14 protein-coding genes are annotated in these 19,501 nt (G+C 63.5%); 5 read left to right on the top strand and 9 right to left on the bottom strand.

From position 1 onward, the window contains the following. Window position 1 precedes the first annotated feature (1 nt). The 6 genes from M1248_RS30810 to M1248_RS30785 form a co-directional block, all read right to left on the bottom strand. Window positions 2–1,078: a CBASS cGAMP-activated phospholipase gene (locus tag M1248_RS30810; RefSeq protein WP_317150653.1), complete on the bottom strand. Its 1,077-nt coding sequence runs from the start codon at window positions 1,076–1,078 to the stop codon at window positions 2–4. A gap of 159 nt (window positions 1,079–1,237) precedes the next feature. Next, window positions 1,238–1,621, bottom strand: a complete 384-nt coding sequence (locus M1248_RS30805; RefSeq protein ID WP_317150652.1) for a hypothetical protein — start codon at window positions 1,619–1,621, stop codon at window positions 1,238–1,240. 143 nt (window positions 1,622–1,764) lie between these two features. Then, window positions 1,765–2,802: a Wadjet anti-phage system protein JetD domain-containing protein gene (locus M1248_RS30800; RefSeq protein WP_317150651.1), complete on the bottom strand. Its 1,038-nt coding sequence runs from the start codon at window positions 2,800–2,802 to the stop codon at window positions 1,765–1,767. Continuing rightward, on the bottom strand, window positions 2,792–7,144 hold the full coding sequence (locus M1248_RS30795) for a hypothetical protein (RefSeq protein ID WP_317150650.1): 4,353 nt from the start codon (window positions 7,142–7,144) through the stop codon (window positions 2,792–2,794). The genes M1248_RS30800 and M1248_RS30795 overlap by 11 nt, the downstream gene beginning before the upstream one ends. Next, window positions 7,144–7,881 carry a hypothetical protein gene (locus M1248_RS30790; protein WP_317150649.1) on the bottom strand — a complete coding sequence of 246 codons (738 nt, stop codon included), beginning with the start codon at window positions 7,879–7,881 and terminating at the stop codon, window positions 7,144–7,146. Before M1248_RS30790 ends, M1248_RS30795 begins: the two co-directional genes overlap by 1 nt. Then, entirely contained in the window at window positions 7,878–9,362 is a 1,485-nt protein-coding gene (locus tag M1248_RS30785) for a hypothetical protein (RefSeq protein ID WP_317150648.1), read from the bottom strand. Before M1248_RS30785 ends, M1248_RS30790 begins: the two co-directional genes overlap by 4 nt. A 130-nt stretch (window positions 9,363–9,492) precedes the next feature. On the opposite strand from M1248_RS30785, the gene M1248_RS30780 reads away from it, so the two are divergent. From M1248_RS30780 to M1248_RS30770, 3 genes are all read left to right on the top strand, one after another. After that, entirely contained in the window at window positions 9,493–10,542 is a 1,050-nt protein-coding gene (locus tag M1248_RS30780) for a hypothetical protein (protein ID WP_317150647.1), read from the top strand. Between the two features lie 758 nt (window positions 10,543–11,300). Next, the gene (locus M1248_RS30775) at window positions 11,301–12,164 is read left to right on the top strand and encodes a L,D-transpeptidase (RefSeq protein WP_317150646.1); all 864 of its coding nucleotides are present in this window, start codon (window positions 11,301–11,303) and stop codon (window positions 12,162–12,164) included. Window positions 12,165–12,321: 157 nt separating this feature from the next. Then, the gene (locus M1248_RS30770) at window positions 12,322–13,695 is read left to right on the top strand and encodes a hypothetical protein (protein WP_410506766.1); all 1,374 of its coding nucleotides are present in this window, start codon (window positions 12,322–12,324) and stop codon (window positions 13,693–13,695) included. Between the two features lie 519 nt (window positions 13,696–14,214). On the opposite strand, the gene M1248_RS30765 is transcribed toward M1248_RS30770, so the two are convergent. Further along, the gene (locus M1248_RS30765; RefSeq protein ID WP_317150645.1) at window positions 14,215–15,945 is read right to left on the bottom strand and encodes an amidohydrolase; all 1,731 of its coding nucleotides are present in this window, start codon (window positions 15,943–15,945) and stop codon (window positions 14,215–14,217) included. Then, window positions 15,942–16,850 carry a sterol desaturase family protein gene (locus M1248_RS30760; protein WP_317150644.1) on the bottom strand — a complete coding sequence of 303 codons (909 nt, stop codon included), beginning with the start codon at window positions 16,848–16,850 and terminating at the stop codon, window positions 15,942–15,944. Before M1248_RS30760 ends, M1248_RS30765 begins: the two co-directional genes overlap by 4 nt. 119 nt (window positions 16,851–16,969) lie before the next feature. Between M1248_RS30760 and M1248_RS30755 the strand changes: the two genes are divergently transcribed. Next, window positions 16,970–17,722, top strand: a complete 753-nt coding sequence (locus M1248_RS30755) for an AraC family transcriptional regulator (RefSeq protein ID WP_317150643.1) — start codon at window positions 16,970–16,972, stop codon at window positions 17,720–17,722. A gap of 90 nt (window positions 17,723–17,812) precedes the next feature. Here M1248_RS30755 and M1248_RS30750 read toward each other — a convergent pair whose 3' ends face one another. Then, window positions 17,813–18,376 (bottom strand): MPT63 family protein, encoded by a 564-nt coding sequence (locus M1248_RS30750; protein WP_410506765.1) that lies wholly within the window; start codon window positions 18,374–18,376, stop codon window positions 17,813–17,815. A gap of 474 nt (window positions 18,377–18,850) precedes the next feature. On the opposite strand from M1248_RS30750, the gene ripB reads away from it, so the two are divergent. Further along, window positions 18,851–19,486, top strand: coding sequence for an NlpC/P60 family peptidoglycan endopeptidase RipB (gene ripB, locus M1248_RS30745; RefSeq protein ID WP_317150641.1), 636 nt, complete (start codon window positions 18,851–18,853; stop codon window positions 19,484–19,486). The last annotated feature ends 15 nt before the right edge of the window (window positions 19,487–19,501 follow it).

Raw genomic sequence — 19,501 nt, 5'->3', positions numbered from 1 at the left:
TTCAGCTCCTTTTCGGGGATCCGGCGCCGAGGCCCGGGCCGTGCATTGGGGTGTAGGTGTCTGCTTGGTGCCCATGGAACGATTCGCCGAAGATGGGGCTCAAGACGCGGCTCTGCCCTGCGGCCAGGCCGGCGAGAGCTGCAGCGTCAGCTCGGTCGAGTGTGAAGAGCGCCCCTGGGACGGTTACGTCGAAACGCGCGTAGTTGTGGGCGCCGACTAGATGCATCGCCGTACCCTGCGCCCCGCGGCCGGACGCCGCGAGCATCAACGGCGTGGCGGTGGTCGCCCAAGTTGCCCAGCCGCCGACGTCGAAGCGCTTCGGGTGGGGGTTGCGCTGGTCCACGGTGCCGATGTTGAGCACCCGGATGCGATTCAAGGGAACGTCGAGCATGCTGACGGCCTCGCCGATGGCCACGACCGACGGGTTGTTGGCCCACACACCGCCATCGACGAGTCGCTGACCGTCGACAACCGCTGCCGGAAAGTAGCTGGGCGCCGCGGTGGTGGCCATCGCGACTTCGACCATCGGAATCTGCCAGTCGCGACGAAGCCGTTCGTGATGTGGGGTCTTGAACAGGTGCACTTCGCCGCGCTGCACGTCCCACGAGGGAATGACGAGGCGCTTGTGGCTCTGCCCGAGCAGGCGTGAGCCGAGAACTTCGTCGAGTGCCTGGCGCAGCACTGCGCCGGAGTATGTGTGCGTCCAGGGACGCGCCAGATACCGCCACCTCGACCAGCGGCCGTATGGGAAGACGCGGGTGGTCAATGAGGCATAGTGTTCGACGATTTCGGCCGGGCGGATCCCCGCTCCGAGCGCCAGCGCAATGACACCACCGGCCGACGTGCCGGCGATGAGATCGAACGCGTCGGCGATACAGACGCCCAGATCGGCCTCCAACCGGGCCAAGACATGGGCAGTGAAAAGCGCCTTCGCGCCACCACCATCCAATGCCAGCACCTGGAAGCGACCGCGTGCATCTGGTCCCGGAGCATCGGCCCCACCCGCACCGTGCAAAGCCGACGACGGCGGTGGCGGGGTCTCCGCAACAGCAGCCTTGGCGTCGGATAGCGCGAACACGCCGTGGCCTTGCGGTGCACCGCTCTCAAGAGCCGCAGTCGGCGAGGGATTTCGTAGCGGGCGGCCGGTGCTCTCGTGGCCGCTCGGAGTTGTCGGGTACAGCGGGATCGTCTCCTTCGGTGGGCCGTGCCCGAGTGGAGGCCCTACTGATCTGTGACGTCACATCCCGGGATTCGTCCGGCACCAATGGCGCTGCCGACGCCCGCGCCCACCAAGACCGCGAGTGCGCAACCGGTCACCCCCTGGGTCCACGGCACCGACGATGAGCCTCGTTGTTAGAGCACGACTTCCCGCGGTGTCGGGCGTGGACATGTCCCCGTGCCAGGGGCCCATCCGGGGGTGGCCGCGCCGATCGCCGTTGTCGGGTGTCCACGGTGAGCTCCTTGGAGCGCAAGCCGCGGCGACGGCCAGCGCGGTGGCGGCCACGGTGAGCGCGGCGGCTTGGCCGATGTCGACTAGGCCGTCGGTGCTGCCGGTGACGTGCACGGTGTAGAAGCACTGCGCCAGATAGAGGCAGATGTAGACGGCCAGCATGATGATCATCGCGAACTTCGCTATCTCGGGCCTTGGTGGGAGGCGGCAAGACCGGCGCCTTGCCATGCAATGCATGCGCGCCGATAGCACCCGAACACGGAAGCCTCAACTAGCGAGTTGTCGCACCGTTCCCAGCCACGATGGTGATCGGCTCAAAACCATTGCGCGAGATCAGTATTGGCGAGCAACTCGCGTCCAACCGTCTCCTGCACGATACGCTTCCGCGTGCCGAGTACCTCGACAATGGCACCGGCCAGTTCAGCATCGAGCCACTGACGTATCCACGCGGGCAGCGTTGGATCTAGCTTGCGGGAGTTGTTGTCAATTCGGGGCTCACCCGTCTCGAGAGTGAGTTCATACAGACCGCTTGCCGCAAGCATCGGTGGTAGTCCCAGCGTGGCGGCCCGATTGGCTGCCGATCGGGCGATCCGGAAGCCGCCGGCATCGACATCGCCGAAGTAGTAGAGCCGTGGCGGCCGAGCGGGCTCGGCAGCCAGTGCGGCAAGCCTAGTGGCGACCCCGTTGCCTGAACCCCAGATGATCTGGCCATCGAATCTCAGCTCCCGTGCGCGGCGGCCCAAGGAGTGGTAGGTGGTGTAGTTCTCCACAATTAACCAGTCGCCAGGGCCGTAAGTGAAGCGTTCCACGGTGGGCCAACACAGGTAGGTTTGCAGTACTTCGAGGGTCAGCCGACCCGGTCCGAACAGTGGACCGGAGACCCTTGTTTCTAAGAGCTTCTCATCACCGAAGATCTCAAGTGAGCGTTCCCTCAACGGCACAGCGATGCCGCGCCGCCGCGATAGCCAGTTATTAATGGTCGTCAGGAATCGCTGATCCGATCCCGTCAGCTTCCCTTCATCGGACAGAGCTGCAGCCCAACGTAGTTCGGCATGCCACACCGGCGCAGTTCGAGCCGCACGCGCATTCCGAGGGCCGGCGGCCCGCGTCACGTACAGCGGCAGAGCCGGCAAGGCCGTGGTGTCCTGTTTCGTCTTGGGCAGTGTGACGCGACCACCGGTCTCGAGATGCTCAATCGCTGCCTTGATACGGGCTCTCCAGCCAACCGTGGCTGCGCCTGTGCGGTCTACCGCAGCTCCTGCTTTGAGCAGTTCCGAGACGGGCACGCGACGTGTTCTGTGTCTCTCAATGGCACTCCATAAGGCCTCAGCCAGCCTCGTCTCAGGGCTCACGACGCACCGAGGAGACCGCGTCGAGGGCTTGGCGTGATGTTTCTTTGTCCGCAGTCACGTAAGCGCGGCCGGCGCGGGTGGTCGAGGGTCGCTTGTGCATCGCTGCGATCCTCGGGAACGTTGTGACCGCCCCGAGGTCGCCGATGCCGGTCCAGTAAACGAGTTGCACACCATTGGCTTTCGCTACTTTGCGCTGCAGCTCTAGGAATGGAAGATAGTTGGCCTTGCCGACCGGATTGTCCAACGGCAGGACCCCACCTGCGGAGGCGATTCGGTCCTCGGTGCGTTTCTCTGCCCGCAGCCGCGCCATCACACAGAAAAGCACCAGCGACGCCGTGAGATTCTCGCCGCCGGACCACTTGCGCATGTCGGCCACTGGTGTGCGGGTGGTGGACTGTTCGGGTGAAGGCTTGAGCACGGTCGCCTTGAAGCCCTCGGGGACCGCAGCATCCGTTGCGCGCCAGAGAAGTTCGGCGGGGTCTTGCTCGACAGCGCGGCCGCTGACCATGGTGTCGATGAGGTCGCCTACGCGCAGCGCGATCTGCTCTCGGGTGGGGTTGCTGCGGGGTGAGACGTCGAGGAACCGTTGGTGGTCCCATGCCCCGATACCTTTGGGCATTTCCGAGAGTGATGATGCCCGCCGCAGCACCGTCAGGGCGTTTACCACCAGGTCGGTCATCTTGTTTCCAATATTGGCCTTGGTCTCCTCAACTTGTTTGAGCTGCTCGCCAATCTGGGTGGCCCGCAGTCTCAGGTCGTCGACGAGGCCTTCGGCGTTGTCGGCGACACGATTGATGCGGGCCTTGTCTCGCAGCATCTCCCGCAGCCGACGTACCGCCTGGCCGTGTTCATCCTCTGCGAGGTGAACAAATCTGTCATCGCTGGCCCACCGGCCCAGCTCGTCGGCGGCGGTATCGAAATCGTTATTGGCTTGGGTGTACAAAGTTCCGGCGTACTCGAAGTCGGCATGAACGGTGGTCACCATGGCTCGTACCGCGTCGTCGTCCGCCGGCAATGCCAGATCAACCGGTTCTGCGGCGGCCTCCACTTTGTCAAGCCGGGAAGCCTGATCGGCCAGGGTGTTCGATCGAGCCCTCTGTGCGCCCATGGTGGCTTCGTCGGCCTTGAGTTCCTGTTCTCGGCGCCACCGCTGCTCCTCGAGTCCTTCGGCGGCATCGGCGGCCTCGGCGGCGAGGCTCTCCGCGTGAACCCTGTCTGTCGGCTCCACGGATTCGAAGTCCTTGCGGCTGTGCCGGCCCCCGAGGTTGCGGACCGCGTGCTCCAAAGCCAACTCGGCGGCGTTGAAGTCGCCCTTGGCTGCGCCGTGCGCCATTTTGGCCTGCGTAGCTACCGTTGTGGCGCGTTGTCGGGCGGCGACTCGGGATCCGGCATCGGCAGCGTCTGTGGATGCGGCGAGTTCCACTGCCCGTTTCCGAACTGGCTCGGGATGGCCTTCCCATTGCCGCGCCGCAGTCTCGAGCTCGCGTTCTGCCGCCGTGACGGCGTAGCGCAGCACTTCCTCGGGGAATTGCTGATGCAACTGCTGTTCGGCCGCTTCGCGTGCGGCCCGCGCCTCGGGTTGTGACATGTTGGCAGGTTGGGGTGGCGGGAGGGTTTCCAGTTCCGCGCGCCAGTCAATTCGTCGTCGTTCCACCTGTCCACGGTGGACCATCCTGTCGGCTTTTGCGGCTTCGGCGGTTCTGCGTTGTTCTCGGGCGCGTGCGAGTTGTTCGTCTGCGGCGGCGAATTCGATCGGGATCTGTTGGAGTCGCTGTTGAGAGGGGACGACGACATCGAGCTCTGTCAGTGCGAGATCGGCGACGGCCGGCAGCGCCTCTTCTGCGCGCACCGCACGCATTCTCTCCTGGTGAAGCTCTGTGGCGATGGCCTTGACATCCTCTAAGAGATCGCGCCGTAGCTGCTTGGTGACGGCTGCACGCTCGCGCGCCTGTTGCAGGGCCTCGGCGCTGGCGTGTGTTCGGGCGCGGAGGCCGTCGATGCCGTCGGCCGGTACGTCCTGTGCGAACGCCGTGATCTTCGATAGCAGGGCGTCATCGGCTCGCCGCTGCGCGTCCACGGCGTCGCGGCGCTCGACCATTTGGCCGTAAGTTTCGGCGCGGGTGGTCAATTCGACCGCGGCCGCAGCGGTGTCGTGCATCGCCGCTGCCGGGCCGAGAGTGAACTGCGGGGTCGGGTGGCCCTCGAACACGCTGGCTGAGGACAACACCACGACGTCATCGATGGGCGTGCGGATCTGGGCGGCCACCGCGGCGAGGTCGTCCGTGTAGACAATCACGCCGTCCACGACGGCCGGTAGTTCGGCGATCACCGTCGCGTGTTCTCCGGGCTGGATGTGCTGGGCGAGGTAACGCCAGCCCGGCACTGCGGTGACGTTGGCCGCGGACAGTTCGTCGACGATCTGCTGCACCTGTAGGCGAGGCGGCAGGAGGCCATCGGTTTTCAACGAGTGCAGTGCCCGTTCGCTAGCCGCGATGCCTTGATTGAGTTCGAACGTCTCACGCTCGCCGCTAGCCCTGGCGTGTTGCAGAGCCGTGAGGACGTCACCGTATTCGCGTCCGAGGTCGACGTCACTGGTCTGCATCAGCACCCGTACCCGAGGATCGTCAGCCAAAGCCGCTGCTCGACCCACGACGTTCTGGAGCACAGCGTCGAGTTGCCGATGCTCAAGATCGGCAGTGTTCACCGCCTGCTGGTCCTCTTCATAGCGCACCGCCGCAGTCTCGGCTTCGGCGTCCTTGTCGCCGTGACGCTGCAGCAGGCGCTCCTCGGCGGCGTGCGCCTCCTTGGCAGCCGCGCCCAATCGAATTTCGGCGGTGGCCAGCGTTTCGTCTGCGGCTATGACGCCTCGCTCGACCAGGCGCTGACGACTCTTGTCGAACTTCGCGATGTCGGTGTGAATGTTCTGCTGTTCGGTGTCGAGGTGGGCTCGGCGTTGTTGCGCCATTTCGATGGCGGCCTCTGCATGGTGGAGTGTGTCGTCGTGCTCTCGGATGTTCTCGTCGAGGACGGCAATCTCCTCGCCGGCGAGGACAACGTCGGCGTCGATTGCTGCAGCCAGGTGAGCGCGAGCGATGTTCACTCGATCCTGCAGTGGCTTGGCGGCTTGGGTCTTCTCCTCCAGCGCGGACTGCTTCTCGGCGAGATCCGCTCGCCGAGTGACCAACTCGGTGTGCTGTTCGACGGCCTGCCACGCCGTCTCGGTGACCGCTGCGGCTTCGGCCGCCGTTTGCGCCTCATCAGCGGCCAGTCGCGCGGCAGTGACGCCGAACTCGGCCGCCTTCATCAGGTAGTGCAGGGCGCGGGTGCGGTTGAGATCCAGCTCGCTGCGGATAATGCGCAGGGCGTCCTCGATGATGCCCTTGCGGATTGCGGCCTGATCGGCGAGATCTGCGGCCACCGCGCTGGCATCGAGCAGGGCTCGTTTATGACGGCTGGCGCGAAGGCGTTCGTCATCGAGGGTGCGCGCCGCGTCGTCGCGATCGCTTCGCGCGTTACCCAGCCTCGATACCCGGCCCTGCGCATCGTCGCAGAACTCTTTCTCCGCCAAATACATTGGGCGCTTCGCGATTTCGGCCGCGGTGTCCTTGAGTAGGTCGCGCACCGGTTCGATTTGTTCGTGGTTGCCGACGAAGCGGAGGAGGTACCGTACGAACTTGCCAGGTGAATCGATCTCGGCGAACAATCCGTCGATGCCACCCTCGGCGGCGTTGACGAGGAGGAAGTACTCGAACAGTCCCGGATCGAAGCGGCGTTCCCGCAATGCGGCGTGCCACTCACCTATGGTCTGGTTCACCACTACCGCGTTCACGCCTTGGATTGCCAGGCCGCTGATGTGGCTGCAGAAGCGCTCGCGATCGAACCCACCGCCGGTCCGGAAGGTGAAGGGCAACGTGTCCAGGGTGGCCCCGTCAACGTCGGGATCGGGGGTAATGCACCACCAACTCCTACGCAGACGGTCCTTACCCCCGCGGCTGTTGTAGTCGACAGGCCTTGTGCGGCCGTCCCATTCGTACACCGCACCGGTGAGCAGCAGTTGACCGTCCGGGCCGACCCACTCAGCGACCACGTGGGCGGTATCGCCGCTGAGGATTAAGTCCTCCAACGAACGATTCTTCGTCTTATTCGCCAGGAAGTCGCGGCGCCCCGGCCGAATCAAGGCAAGTAATAGGGACAACATCGTGGTCTTTCCGGCCCCGTTGCGCAGCCACACGATGGAATCGGTTGGATCGCCGGCGACATCGGTCAACTCCACCGTCAGGTCGGCAAACCGGTTGTCGCTGACGCCAACCGAGTCCAGGTACATCCGCCGCAAACGAAACATTAGCTGTCCACCGCATCGCCGGCGGCACTGCTCATCTCGGCTATCAACGACTCCGCGACCTCCGCCAGGCCGATCCGGAAGCGATCGTTGAGCACGTAAGCCTCACCGGTGGCGTCGTCGAGCGCAGGTTCGCGCCGCGCACGGCCCTGCGCGATCAAGAAAGTCAGAGTCGCGTTGACGTACCAGCGGTGGCATTCTCGGCCCACCCGTCCGCCGTCGGTGAGCAGCACCTGCGGCAAGTCGTGCCACGTGCGGGCTGCCTCACCGAGCTGATGCTCCGCCTCGCCGGACTCTGCATCCAACCCGATCAGCCCCTTGATTCGCTGTTCGAGGAACCGCTCGATGTCCAATGCCCGCACCGGGCGGTTCGCCGAGTCGACCAACGTCTCCCCGTTGGGGTAGGCGTAGGTGATCAGACCGAGCAGGACCAGTCCGAAGCACCGCCGATCCTGGAGACGGTGCTCGCCGCTCTTGCGCACCGGAAGCCCGGAATTGTCCAGGGTCACCGCGAAGGGTGAGTCGACTTGGCCCGATACCAGCAGGCCCAGCTGGGGGCTTACCTGGTGGACCTCCAAACCAAGGCCTTCGGCTACCCGGTCGACCAGTTCGGCGAACGGGAGATCCACCTGGAACCGGTCGAGCAGGTCGCGGTACAGGCTTCCCGGCGTCGGACGATCCCTCGGAGACAGCGCATGCCGGATGAGCCGGGCGGCCGCCGATATGTCGGCATGGTTCACGATGTTCTCACCGCCCCGAGATCCACGGCATCCAATGCGGCGGACCGCGCCAATGTCAGATCCGGACCGCGGTACCGGTCGTCGGTGAGCACTTGGTCATCGGCGACCGCGACGAGCGTGGCGACTGCTTCCGCCAGATCGGCGCTGCCGGGCTGATCATCGCGAGCGCGGTTTTCACCTGCGACGAACACCCACAAGGCGGCGCCCCAGAGAACGTCCAGCAACCGATGCGGATCCTCCACCTCCCCAGCTCGGAGTCGAGCAGCACCGAGTAGCTCCGAGAGCCGCGTCGGGCGCTCAGCCGCGACCGAGAGGACGTCGGCTGCGCAGCGGGCGATGGCTGGGGCGATCGAATCTCCCGGCGGCTCTCCAAGTTCGCCGGGATCATCGACCTCGGGCGGACGACGGTCGTACGTCGTCGGCGCCCGAAACAGCAGGTCGGTGAGATCGCCCAACGCCCAGCACACCGGCGTGGGCGGTGCCATCACACCCTTGACCAACACACCGACCGCCGCGGCGAAGCGGACCTCGGATGCGGCAAGGCCCGGTTCGAAGACATCGCGGGCCATGTCGATGGTGGTGGCAAGACCTCGCGGACGGAACCGCTGAGTGTTCTGCGCCTCCAGGAACACCGGGATGGCCGACAGAACGAACCGCTCCAGCCGGGTCCACACGTCTCCTCCCACACGGACTTCATCGGCGATCTGTCGGCACGCCTCAGCCGCATCCGGATCATCACCTGCCTGGTTGGCAAGAACGGTCAGCTGCCGGTCCCGGTCGATCTGCAGCCGGATCTGACCGCGCACTTCGCCGAGCCAATGCGGCATCTCGCCGTGCCAGTCGACGGTGCCGACGTCCCGCTGGGTATCGGCCAACCGTTCGCGAAGACTCGCCGACAGCCCGCGCGCCGTCCGAGTGGCCTGGCGCGCTGAGTCCAGCGCCTTTTCGAACTCGCCGGCCTGCATCTGGATCTCAACCAGCAGCTTCAACGCCAACGCCCGGTCGGCGAGATCGGTGTTCAGGGCCTGCAAGTACAGCAGGATTGCCTCATCGGTAGCCGTGACCGCAGCACCGGACTCGCTGTCCACCATTCGAAGCAAACGGAACCTGAAGACGTCCGATTCTGTGGTGTCGGCCGGCCCGTCGACCTCCAACCACGTCGCCTCATGAGGGCGCCCGTCGTTGAACACGGCGCTGAAGACCAGACGCGCCACCTTGACGAATGGGCGACTCGGATCATCGGGGTGCATCCGCCGCGCAACCTGCGTCAGATGATCGGTTACCGAATCAAGGCTGACCGACCCTTCCAGGCTCGCCTGGTTGTGGACGACGTAGTCGATCAGGCGGAGCGCGAGCTGCGCCAAGTCATAGCTGCGATGGTCGATGTCAGCGCGCGGCGCAGCCCGATTTAACAACTCGAACACCGGACCCAACAACTGCAGCGTCTTCCACCGATCCTTCAGATCAGCGCTGTTCGCCATCGGATTCCCCCACCATGTATCCCCGGCTGATGACCGTAGAGCATATGTCCGACATCAACGGGGTGGCGCCGAAGTCGTCGATCGATTAGCTGGCGCCGCCCACATCGGTTGGTGCGAGAGGATGGTGTCTGTGGCGAAAAAGGCGCGTGATCAACGGACCAAGCGGCGCATCAAGGTCGACGACGCGGCTGCCGTGATCGCGGCGGTCCAGTGGTGGGCGAGCAGACCGCCCGCAGCCAACCCCGGCACGCAGTGGGCGCAGGACGTCGCCGAGATGATCTTCGAGAAATGGTCCGACAGCCCTGTCGTTCTTCGGGTGGACGACGAGTTCGCCGGTGCATTGATGAACGCCAACACCGACGTTGAACTGGTACCCGACTGGTTAACGCGATTTCCCTTCGACGCCGTTGCCTACAGCCTTGCCACCCCCTTGTCGCTCCACGACGGACAACGCATGTGTCGCTACCTCGGAATGGTCGTGGCCGGCACGGTCAGCAAGTACCAGAACCTTGAAGGGACGGGAATCGCGCCAACGGTGGGCAATTTGAGGCTTCGCGCCGCAGACGGTCGCGGTGTCCTTACGGGCTACACCAAGATCCCTACTGCGCAGGGCGTTCGATGCATGTGGGTGTACCAGGAGGAGGGTGATCCGAACCCGCAGCTGCAGAGCGTGACCTTGCCGCTCCGCGGTGACCTTGCCGCAACGACGCTCGCCGATCTTGTGAAAGCACAAATCCAAGGCGCACACGAGGCGGGGAACTCAAGCGGCGAAGAGTTGCCGGTGCTCATCCCGCTCTCGTTGTCGCTGCTCTTGTACTCCGCGGCCGGTGATCCCGAGATCGATTGGCCGCCGCCGGAGCAAATCTCCCGACCACAGCAGATCAGCCGCGCAGAGATCGGAAACCTTGGATGGAGGACCGGCGCATCGTTGCGGCAGTACCGCCGACAAGCGGGCGAACATACAGGCGACGTGGGGATCGCCGGCTGGAGGCTCCCCCCGCATATACGGATCGCACATTGGCACCGAGTTCGCGTCGCCGAACGAGACGAGAACGGCAACGTCATCGGAAATCGACTGGGCGCCGAGGGAATCGACTGGCACTACGAATTACGCTGGTATCCACCGACGCCCGTAAATGCCGACAAGGGTGTCGCCCCGACCGTCCGCGACTTAACCTAAATTCAATGCGCGCGGGTGTGGAACGGCGATGCAGCGCCACCGCCGCCGGCCGATAACACCCGACTGCGTCAGCTGTTGAAATCGAACGGATGTGTCACTCCTCGGCGTTCTCGCGGGTAGCGTCTGCGTGATGCCGAAACTCATGATCGTTGAGAGCGACGGTGAGGGACGCGTAGTCCTGCCCCACCACCCAGTCAGGCGTTTCCTGTTGCGGGAAAGCGAGGACGGCAGCCTCATACTTCAGCCGGCAACTTCTGCAACCGAGGCTCAGCACGAGTTCGACACGACGCCGGAGTTACGCAAACTCCTCGCCGCTGCGACCACGACACCCACAATTCGGAAGACTCGCCACTACCGAGTGTGAGTCACCACCGATAGCAACCAATTCGTCGAGTCGATCGAACTTCGCCGAGACGGTCGCACTCATCGACGCGCAGCATCGAATCGTCATACGCGATCGCGCCCCGGGTATGCGGTACGTCTCTACTACGTAGATACGTACAATTGCGGACTTTACCGTGGATAAGTCCGCAAGTCACGGTGCCGCGGGCAAGGGTGTGGACGGTCATTGCGAAGGCAATCCTTTTGGTTGGGCACTGCTCAATGACGGATCTGTTGAGACACCTGGCGACTAACCCGCCGTGGCCGAAGCGTGACTGATCCTTGACCGAATTGCGAAGGCGCACCTACACATCGAATCGATCAGCCCACTCTACGATCGAATTGACACCATTGTAATTTCGAAGGAAACGTACGCCATGCGTGGGGTTGTTCTGTGTGCCTTTGCAGCGATCGCAATGAATGCGATCGTGCCTTCTGGTCCGCCCGAAAACAGTGTCCTGGTGGCGAACCCGTCGTCCTCGTATTCCGCGGCGACAAATCCCTTGTACAATCCCGCTATTGCTTCGGTACTACCCGCGCAGGGCGATGTCGTCGGCATAGCGCAGCCCGTCGTCGTGACGTTCGGCGCGCCAGTCGTCGACAAGCGCGCGGCTGAGCGCGCCATCGACATTCAATCGTCGCCTGCGATGACGGGCAAGTTCGAATGGGTCGACAACAGCGCCGTGAAATGGGTCCCCGACCAATTCTGGCCAGCCCACAGCACGATCGCACTCTCGGTACGCAACATCCCGCTCACCAATTTTCAGACAGGCGCCGCGGTCATCGGCACTGCCAACATCGCAGACAAGACGTTCACCGTAACCATCGATGGCGTACCGCCGTCGGACCTGCCCTCGCCGCACCACCGGGCCAACTGGGGAAAGCCCGGCGTGTTCCCGGCATCGATGGGTCGGCCGACATATCCGACGCCTGTGGGCACCTACACCGTCATGGCCAGGGAGCGCGACGTGGTGATGGATTCGAGCAGCGTCGGCATCCCCATCGACTCGCCGGACGGTTACCTGCTTGACGTGGAGTACGCCATTCGTTTCACTGCCCGCGGTCTGTTCGTACATTCAGCGCCTTGGGCCATCAATTCACTCGGTTACGAGAATGTGAGTCATGGCTGTATCGGCCTGAGCACTGAGGACGCCGAATGGTACTTCAATACGGTCAAAGTTGGAGATCCGATAATTGTGCAGGAGAACAGCATTGAAGTACCCCGAGTCGTGACGAGCTAACGAGGCATCACGCTCAGATGGTGTGCCCACGTACGCGCCTGATGCGTAATTGTCGGGCAGCCGTTTGCCAGCCGAACATTTGTCATGATCTCCCCGGCGGTGGCGGCGTCGGAGTACACGACTTGAATCGCACAGTAACCGCCGTTCAAATCCGGCTGTGACCGGCGCAGAGGACACCGCGGTCCTGGCGCACGGCGCTGGCGGCCTCTCCGACCTTCCGGTGCCGATGTCATTTGTGTTGATCGGCGCGACAACGGCATTGACATTCACATTCGTACTACTGGCGTTTGGGTGGAGAAGGCCGCGTTTCGATCCCGCCAAGGCCGGCCGGCCGCTGCCGGCCTGCGTGACCCGCACCGTGGACTCACCGGTCGTTCGGTGGATCGCTGCTCTCGCCGCGCTGTTGTTCACATGGTGGGTCGCGGTCGCCACGATAGTTGGGCCGCAGGATGCGTTGAACCCTCTTCGGGGAGTCTTCTATGTCTTGCTCTGGGTGGGGTTGGTGGCACTTTCACTCGCCATCGGACCGGTGTGGCGGATCATCTCGCCGGTGCGCACCGTCTATCGCGTAATCGATGTCTATCGAAGCGAATTCGGGGGCAGGCCGGCTCGCACACTGCGCTATCCGACGAAGTGGGGGTACTGGCCCGCCGCCTTTGGGTTGTTCGCGTTCGTGTGGCTCGAGTTGGCGAGCCCGAACTACGGGACACTGACGGCCATCAAGGTCTGGCTCCTCGGCTACGTCGTGGTGATGATGGTCGGCGCGCGGGTGTTCGGCCAGCGGTGGTTCGCCCGCGCCGATCCCTTCGACGTGTACAGCGTGGTGGTCTCGCGGCTGTCACCCTTTCGGCGTAACGCCGATACCCACCTTATCGTTGTCGGAAATCCACTTGACCATCTGCCGTCGATGCCGGTGCGGCCTGGATTGCTTGCGGTACTGGCGGTACTGCTGGGCTCCACGGCGTTCGACAGCTTCAACACAATGCCAGCAGTCGAAAACTTCATTTACGACTACGAGGCGTCCATCCCGCTCGTCTCTGCACTCGTCGGCGGCACGTTGCTACGCACGACTGGCCTATTGTTGTTCATAGTTGTTGTGGCAGCGTCCTTTTGGACCGCATCCCAGGCTGCTGGCGGCATCGACCGGCAACAACGCCGCCGACTTCCGGGTCAAATGGCGCATTCCCTCATCCCCATCGTCGTGGGATACGTCTTTGCCCACTACCTGTCGTATTTGGTTGAGCGTGGACAGGAAACATTAATCCTTCTCGCTGATCCCCTTGACAGAGGTTGGCAGCTGTTTGGACTAGACGCGTGGGATGCGAACTATTGGTTATCGCTTCATCCTGCCTTTCTATCGACCATCAAAGTTTCCTGCGTCGTTGCGGGTCAAGTCCTCGCCGTCGTCGCCGCGCATGACAAGGCCCTCCGAGTGCTGCCCGGAGGGCATCAGCTGACCGGACAACTCACGTTGTTTCTGACGATGGTTGGCTATTCTTTCATCGGCCTTTACCTACTGTTCGGCGCTTAGCTCGCTCGGCGATAGCACTGAGCGGCATACATACCAGATCAATTGGGCGGGCCCGCCACGGGACGGCGCCGGAACGTCGAGGAGCTTGGGAAGCGTGGTCAACAGCCGCCCGCCGGTCTCATCGCCAGAACGTTGAATCGGGGACTGTCAGCTTTGGTAAGCCGTTGTCGTAGTAGATGATAAGCGCTAATCGGGGTCTACCCGCGAGGTAGGGGCGGGTCCATGTCGTTGCTCTTGGTCGACCCGTCCGAGCTCGTGCCGGACAAACTCATAGCCGACACTACGATGTTGCTTACTGGCCCCTTGACGGTGTCGAAGCTACCGGCTCTGCTAGACAACCTGACCCGCTTTTCTGAGCGGATTCGGCTTGCCGTCTGGACCCGCGTTGACACCGGCCGATGCTTTCGGCACTGCAGGACGCGATGGGGGCCGTCGTCGACACGACAGTAGCTAAAGCGTGCACCGTCACACTTTCTCCCAGGGATCGATATGGAGCAGCTCTTCTACCGATCTAAGGCGCTACTTTGGAAGCCTTGAGCGCACGTCCATACGGTCTGTCGCGGGTTCAGCGACCCAACCGCCGTTGAGCATTGTCGCCAGTACGCGGGTACCCGGCAGGTCAGAGATGCGGCAGGTGAGTGGGTTGCGGTCCACGACGATCATGTCTGCGTGGTTCCCGAGTTCGAGACTTCCGATGTCGCTCCAGCCCAGTACCTGCGCTGCGGTCCTCGTCCACGCGGCGAGGGCATCCGTGCGAGCGATCCCGGGGGTAGCGGCACGCCGTCCGGTCGCGCAATAACGCGGTTCGACTGCCAAGGCGAGGTGTTCGAAGACGTTCTTGGGGCCCCAGTCGGTGCCACAGCCCACGGTCAGCCCAGAAGCCAGGAAGCGCTGCAGCGGAACGAGATGTTCGAGGATGTGTTCGCCGACCCGGTCAGCGAATAGCTCGCCTTTTCCCCAGGAGAACGACATCGTGGTGGTGAGGTCCAGACCGAGTTCGGCGAGGCGGGTGATCTGGTGTGGTTCGGCGACCGCGGCGTGCTGGACGATCCACGGGCGGTCCCCGGCGCGCAGCGGTCCCTTGAGGTTCTCGAGCTGGTCGAGGTAGATGTCCAACTCGCCGTTGCCCGCGATCATCATGTTCAGGCGCAGGCCGCTCGCGAGGCAGAACCGCATGACATCCTCAACGATGTCTGCGGGCATGAACGATCGGCCCGTCGTCATGACTCCGAACGGTCCCCAGTACGGCTCACGCAGGAGCAGTTGGCCGGCGTGACAAGATCCGCCGCGGCCGATAGTGACGCCGTCGATGCGCAGCATGTCATCGTCGCGGTCGACTATGTCGGCGGCGCGCTGAAGGCGGGCCAGCAGGCGGTCGCCGTCGAGTGGCTGGTCATCGGGCATGCCATATATGTGCGCTTCTGGCGCACACTGCACGCGCACGCTGAGCTGATCCGTGCTGCGCAGCCACCGATAGAGCTCAATGTGGGAGAAGTCCATCGCATGGGCTTCGTAGACGGTGGTGACGCCGAGTGCGTTCGCTTCCCGCATAGCGCGCACAGCTCCGGCCTCGAAAGCGTTGGGCTGCAACAGGGGTAGGTGCCGCAGCAGGCTATTCATGTAGTCGTCGTTGTTGTAGTAGAGGGTGACCGCACCGTGCAGCCGCCCGGTAGGTTCACCGGCGGCGTCCTTTTCGACCCACACATCACCGACACGGTCGGCGGTGTGGCGGTCGATTCCCAGGCGCTGCAGTCCTGCACTATTGAGGACGCACGTGTTCGGGATGACCGGTGCCCACGCCTGAATGAACACCGGATGGCCCGGCGCGGCGCGGTCGAGGACGACTCGGTCCGGTAAGACGCCCTCGGCGAGGTCACGGTACGAGCGCCGCAGAAAATAGTGCGGTTCCCCCACCGGGGTCGTCATGATCCACTCCCCCAATGGCGTCGTCCGCGCGCGGGCGGTGATGCGTGCGGCGATGTCGTTGTGGTCGACAGCATCGGCCAGATCGACCAACGGCTGGGCGACCACTCCGAAGTGCAGTAGGTGAGGGTGAGTGTCGATAAAGCCCGGCATCACCGTGGCGCCCTCGAGGTCCACCACGGTAGCGTCTGGGCCGGCCGCGCCGCGGACGTGGGCATCGCTTCCTACGGCAGTGATCCGACCATCGGCCACAGCCACCGCTTCGGCGATCGAACCTGCACGGTCGCAAGTAATCACGGCGGCGTTGGTGTAGACGATGCTCGTCATGATCGCGATGCGACGGTCTGCAGGTTGTCACCGTCATTGCTGTTCTTGAGAGTGCAGGCCCCCGTCGCTCGGAACGGTTCGGCCAGCTGAGCCAGATACCCGACAGGGTAATTCGGCTTGGCCGCCATACCGAGGTCGTCGCTGCTGAACCGGCGTTGCGTGTCGAAGGAGAAAGTGCGCAGCGCGTGGTCCCAGACGAGGGTGAAGAGCCCGAAGTTGACATCACCGATGCCAGCCCACTTCAGATGGTGGAAGCGATGTCCCTCATTGAGCGCCAGCACCTTTCGGAGCGCGCCGATGCGGTAGTCGGCATTGGAGTGCTGCAGCAGCAGCTGTACCGCAATGCACACGGTCAACACCTCGGCCACGGCCTTCGGCATGCCCAGCAAAAGCAGCGGGACGGTGCCGGCGGCGAGTTCCAGAGCCCCGTGAAGGGGATGCTTCATCAGACCGTTGAAGCCATAAAATCGCTTCACGCTGTGATGCACAGCGTGAAAGCGCCACAGCCACCCCACCTTATGGCTGGCCAGGTGCGCGAGGGTAACCCCGAAGTCAGTAACGACGATCGCGATCAGGACTTGTACGACGAAGGGCAGCGATGACGGCCAGCGTTCACCGAAGGGTGACAGCGCGGCCATCAGCGGGATCACTAGCACGGTGAGTAGCAGCGACGTCTCGTTGATGAAGGCGTGCGCGACGTCGCGGCGCGTATCACCGACCGACGTATTCCACTCGTCGGTGTAGGGCAGAGCTCGTTCGGCCGCGAAGGACAGCCCGATCGCCGCGACGATGAGCGCGCCCATCCAAAGCTCAGCCCACGGTGCGCGCGCCAGGCCTATAGCGGCGCCATTTATACCGATCAGCATTACTGGCACGTAGCCGTACCGGACAAGTGATTTTGTCATGTCCTAAGTCTCTGAAGGTACAGCGCGTCAGCGCATGTACAGATCCGGCGATCTTCGCGCGCAAGCCCGTGGGATTCGAAAGCTCAAGGCGCTGGCGTCGGCGTTGGCATACTCAGGGGGTGACATGGTCGGGCACAGCGGTGATCGAGCCGGGCCGGCTGATTTTCGGCGGCCGGCTTGGTGCCGCACACGGTCACTCGCACGCGGCGGTTCAGATCGCCGTTGCCTCTGATAAGTCAGTGCATTTCACCGACGCATCCGGGCGCAGCGTCCACGGCCGCACAGGCATCATTCCGTCTGGTGTAGTGCACGCGGTCGATGCTGGGGTCGCGACCGGGATCATGATCTACCTGGATCCCACCAGCGCACACGGGCGTCGTGTTGCGGCTCTCGTTGACCGTATCGGCCAGGATGAAGCCCTCGCCTGGCGCGCCGCGGCTCAGCGCCTCTCAGAAGGGGCTACTTACCCAGACGACCTCTCGACCGCCGCCGACACCGTGATCGCCCAGCTCCTAGGCCCCGAAGGTGTCGTAACCCAACAGATCGAAACGCATCCCAGTGTGTCGGCTGCCATTGCGTTGATGCCCAACCTGCTCAGCGGCCCGGTTCGACTGACCGATGTCGCTTCTGCCGTGCATCTGTCGGCTGACCGGCTCGGCCGGCTGTTCGCCCGCGACGTCGGCCTGTCCTTCCCCGCCTATGTCCGGTGGGCGCGGCTCATCCGAGCGATGGAAGTCGCGCGCACGGGAGGGACAATCACCGACGCCGCTCACGCCGCCGGCTTCGCCGACAGCTCCCACGCCAACCGCGCCTTCCACGAAATGTTCGGTGTCGCACCGATCGACGTCCACCGCAGCGTGCGGCTTTCCTGACCAAACCAATATTCGATGAGGCGCTAACCCCCAGAGCGTGGTGCACTGGCGGTCAATTGGGCGAGGGAGGGGCGTTGCGAACGCGTGCGCCTACATCATGTTGCGGTGCGGGCAAGGGCACTCCATGGCGGCACACATCGGGCATTTTTCCATCGGCATGGGCATGGGCATGCCGCTCTCGCAGCACCACATCAGTAGTTCGCCCGCGCCGTCGTCATAAACGATTCCCATCGGATCTCCACCGACAACGTCGAAGTAGATCTTTCCTGTCGAGGATTGTCCCTGCGCCAATGTTGTCGGCGGAATGCCCTGTGGGGTTGCCGCTTGCCAAAGAACCCCGACGCGCTGAGCGCCTGGCGCTGCGGCGTAGAAGCTGGGGACGAGCGGCGTCACTGTGCCTTTGACAGCTCGTAGTGTGGCGGTGGCTTCCCAGAGTTGCCCGCGAGGGGTATAGCCGGGCAATACATCCTCGGATTTCCGCAGCCCTGCGATGGTCCATTCCTGGACGACAGCTCCGTCGGCGTCCACACGTTGTTGTGGTGAGCCGAACTGGTGCGGACAGGTCTGGGCCGCCGATGTAGGTGCGCTGAGCGCTGTCGCGGCGGCGATAAGCAGTGCAGTCATCAACACGGTAATGAGGTTTCGTTGTCGCATGTCGTTCCTCCTGCTGCGGGGAGCGCCCAATCAGCGCGCATCTACGTAGCGCAATAGTAGTTTGCGTACCGTTGGGGCGCTAGAAGGGGGTGAATCGACGTGGTCTTCCACTATCAGGCGCGCAACTAGGAATGAGTCTGCTCAATTATTTTTCCACCAATTCCGTCGCTTACCAGCGGCATGTAGATCAGCCGCATGAATTCCACCCTTGTAATTATGTGACTGCTGTTACCAATGTGGCGATTGTGAGTTAGCCTTTTCTACGTAATAGCTACGTACATCGTCACTGGGACAGTCCAGATTGTGTGAGCCGTGACTTGGCTCGACGCGAACGACTCCAGCGGCGCACGAAGGAGAGTCGGCGTGAATTCTATTGCCCGACAAGAACGCTCGACGCAATTTTGCGCGCCGCGCCCCAAGACTGCTGCGCGCCATGTGACTATCCGGCGGGTCGGTTGGGTCCTAGGGATCAGCATGTTGCTCCTTTCTACCTTCGTGCCTGCGAGCTCGGCGGAACCTACTGCTGGACAATGGGACCCGCTACTTCCGATGCTGCGGAGTGCAGGTGCACCGGGTGATCCGGTGGCCATCGCGAATGCCTCGCTGCAAGCAAGTGCCCTTGCCACGCAGACAACGATGGACATGGGCCGCAAGTTTCTGACCAGCTTGGGGATTCTCAGTCCTCCTGCTGCTGCCGCCCCTGAAGCGAGCGTCCGCGGCAACCGCGTGTACGGCGCGCAGGCCATCGAGGTCGTTATTCGGAGAGCCGGAACGCAAATCGGCGTTCCGTATTCCTGGGGTGGGGGCAGCCTTAAGGGGCCTAGTCGCGGTATCGACTCCGGCGCGGACACCGTCGGATTCGATTGCTCCGGACTGACACGATACGCATTCGCCGGTGTGGGGGTCCTGCTTCCGCGCTACTCCGGAGACCAATACGACGCCGGCCGAAAGGTGCCGCCGTCGCAAGCCAAGCGAGGAGATCTATTGTTCTGGGGGCCGGGCGGTAGCCAGCATGAAGCCATCTACCTCGGTGGGGGTCAGATGCTTGAAGCGCAGCAGACTGGCGTTCCCATGGGACTGCCCCCAGTTTGGTTGACTCCTGACCTGTGAGGATTCGTCCTTGCT

The sequence above is a fragment of the Mycobacterium sp. 29Ha genome, from assembly GCF_032883055.1.
Lineage (GTDB): Bacteria > Actinomycetota > Actinomycetes > Mycobacteriales > Mycobacteriaceae > Mycobacterium > Mycobacterium gallinarum.
The sequence above is the reverse complement of the archived record's forward strand: the minus strand, read 5'-3'. Positions and strand labels throughout refer to the sequence as shown.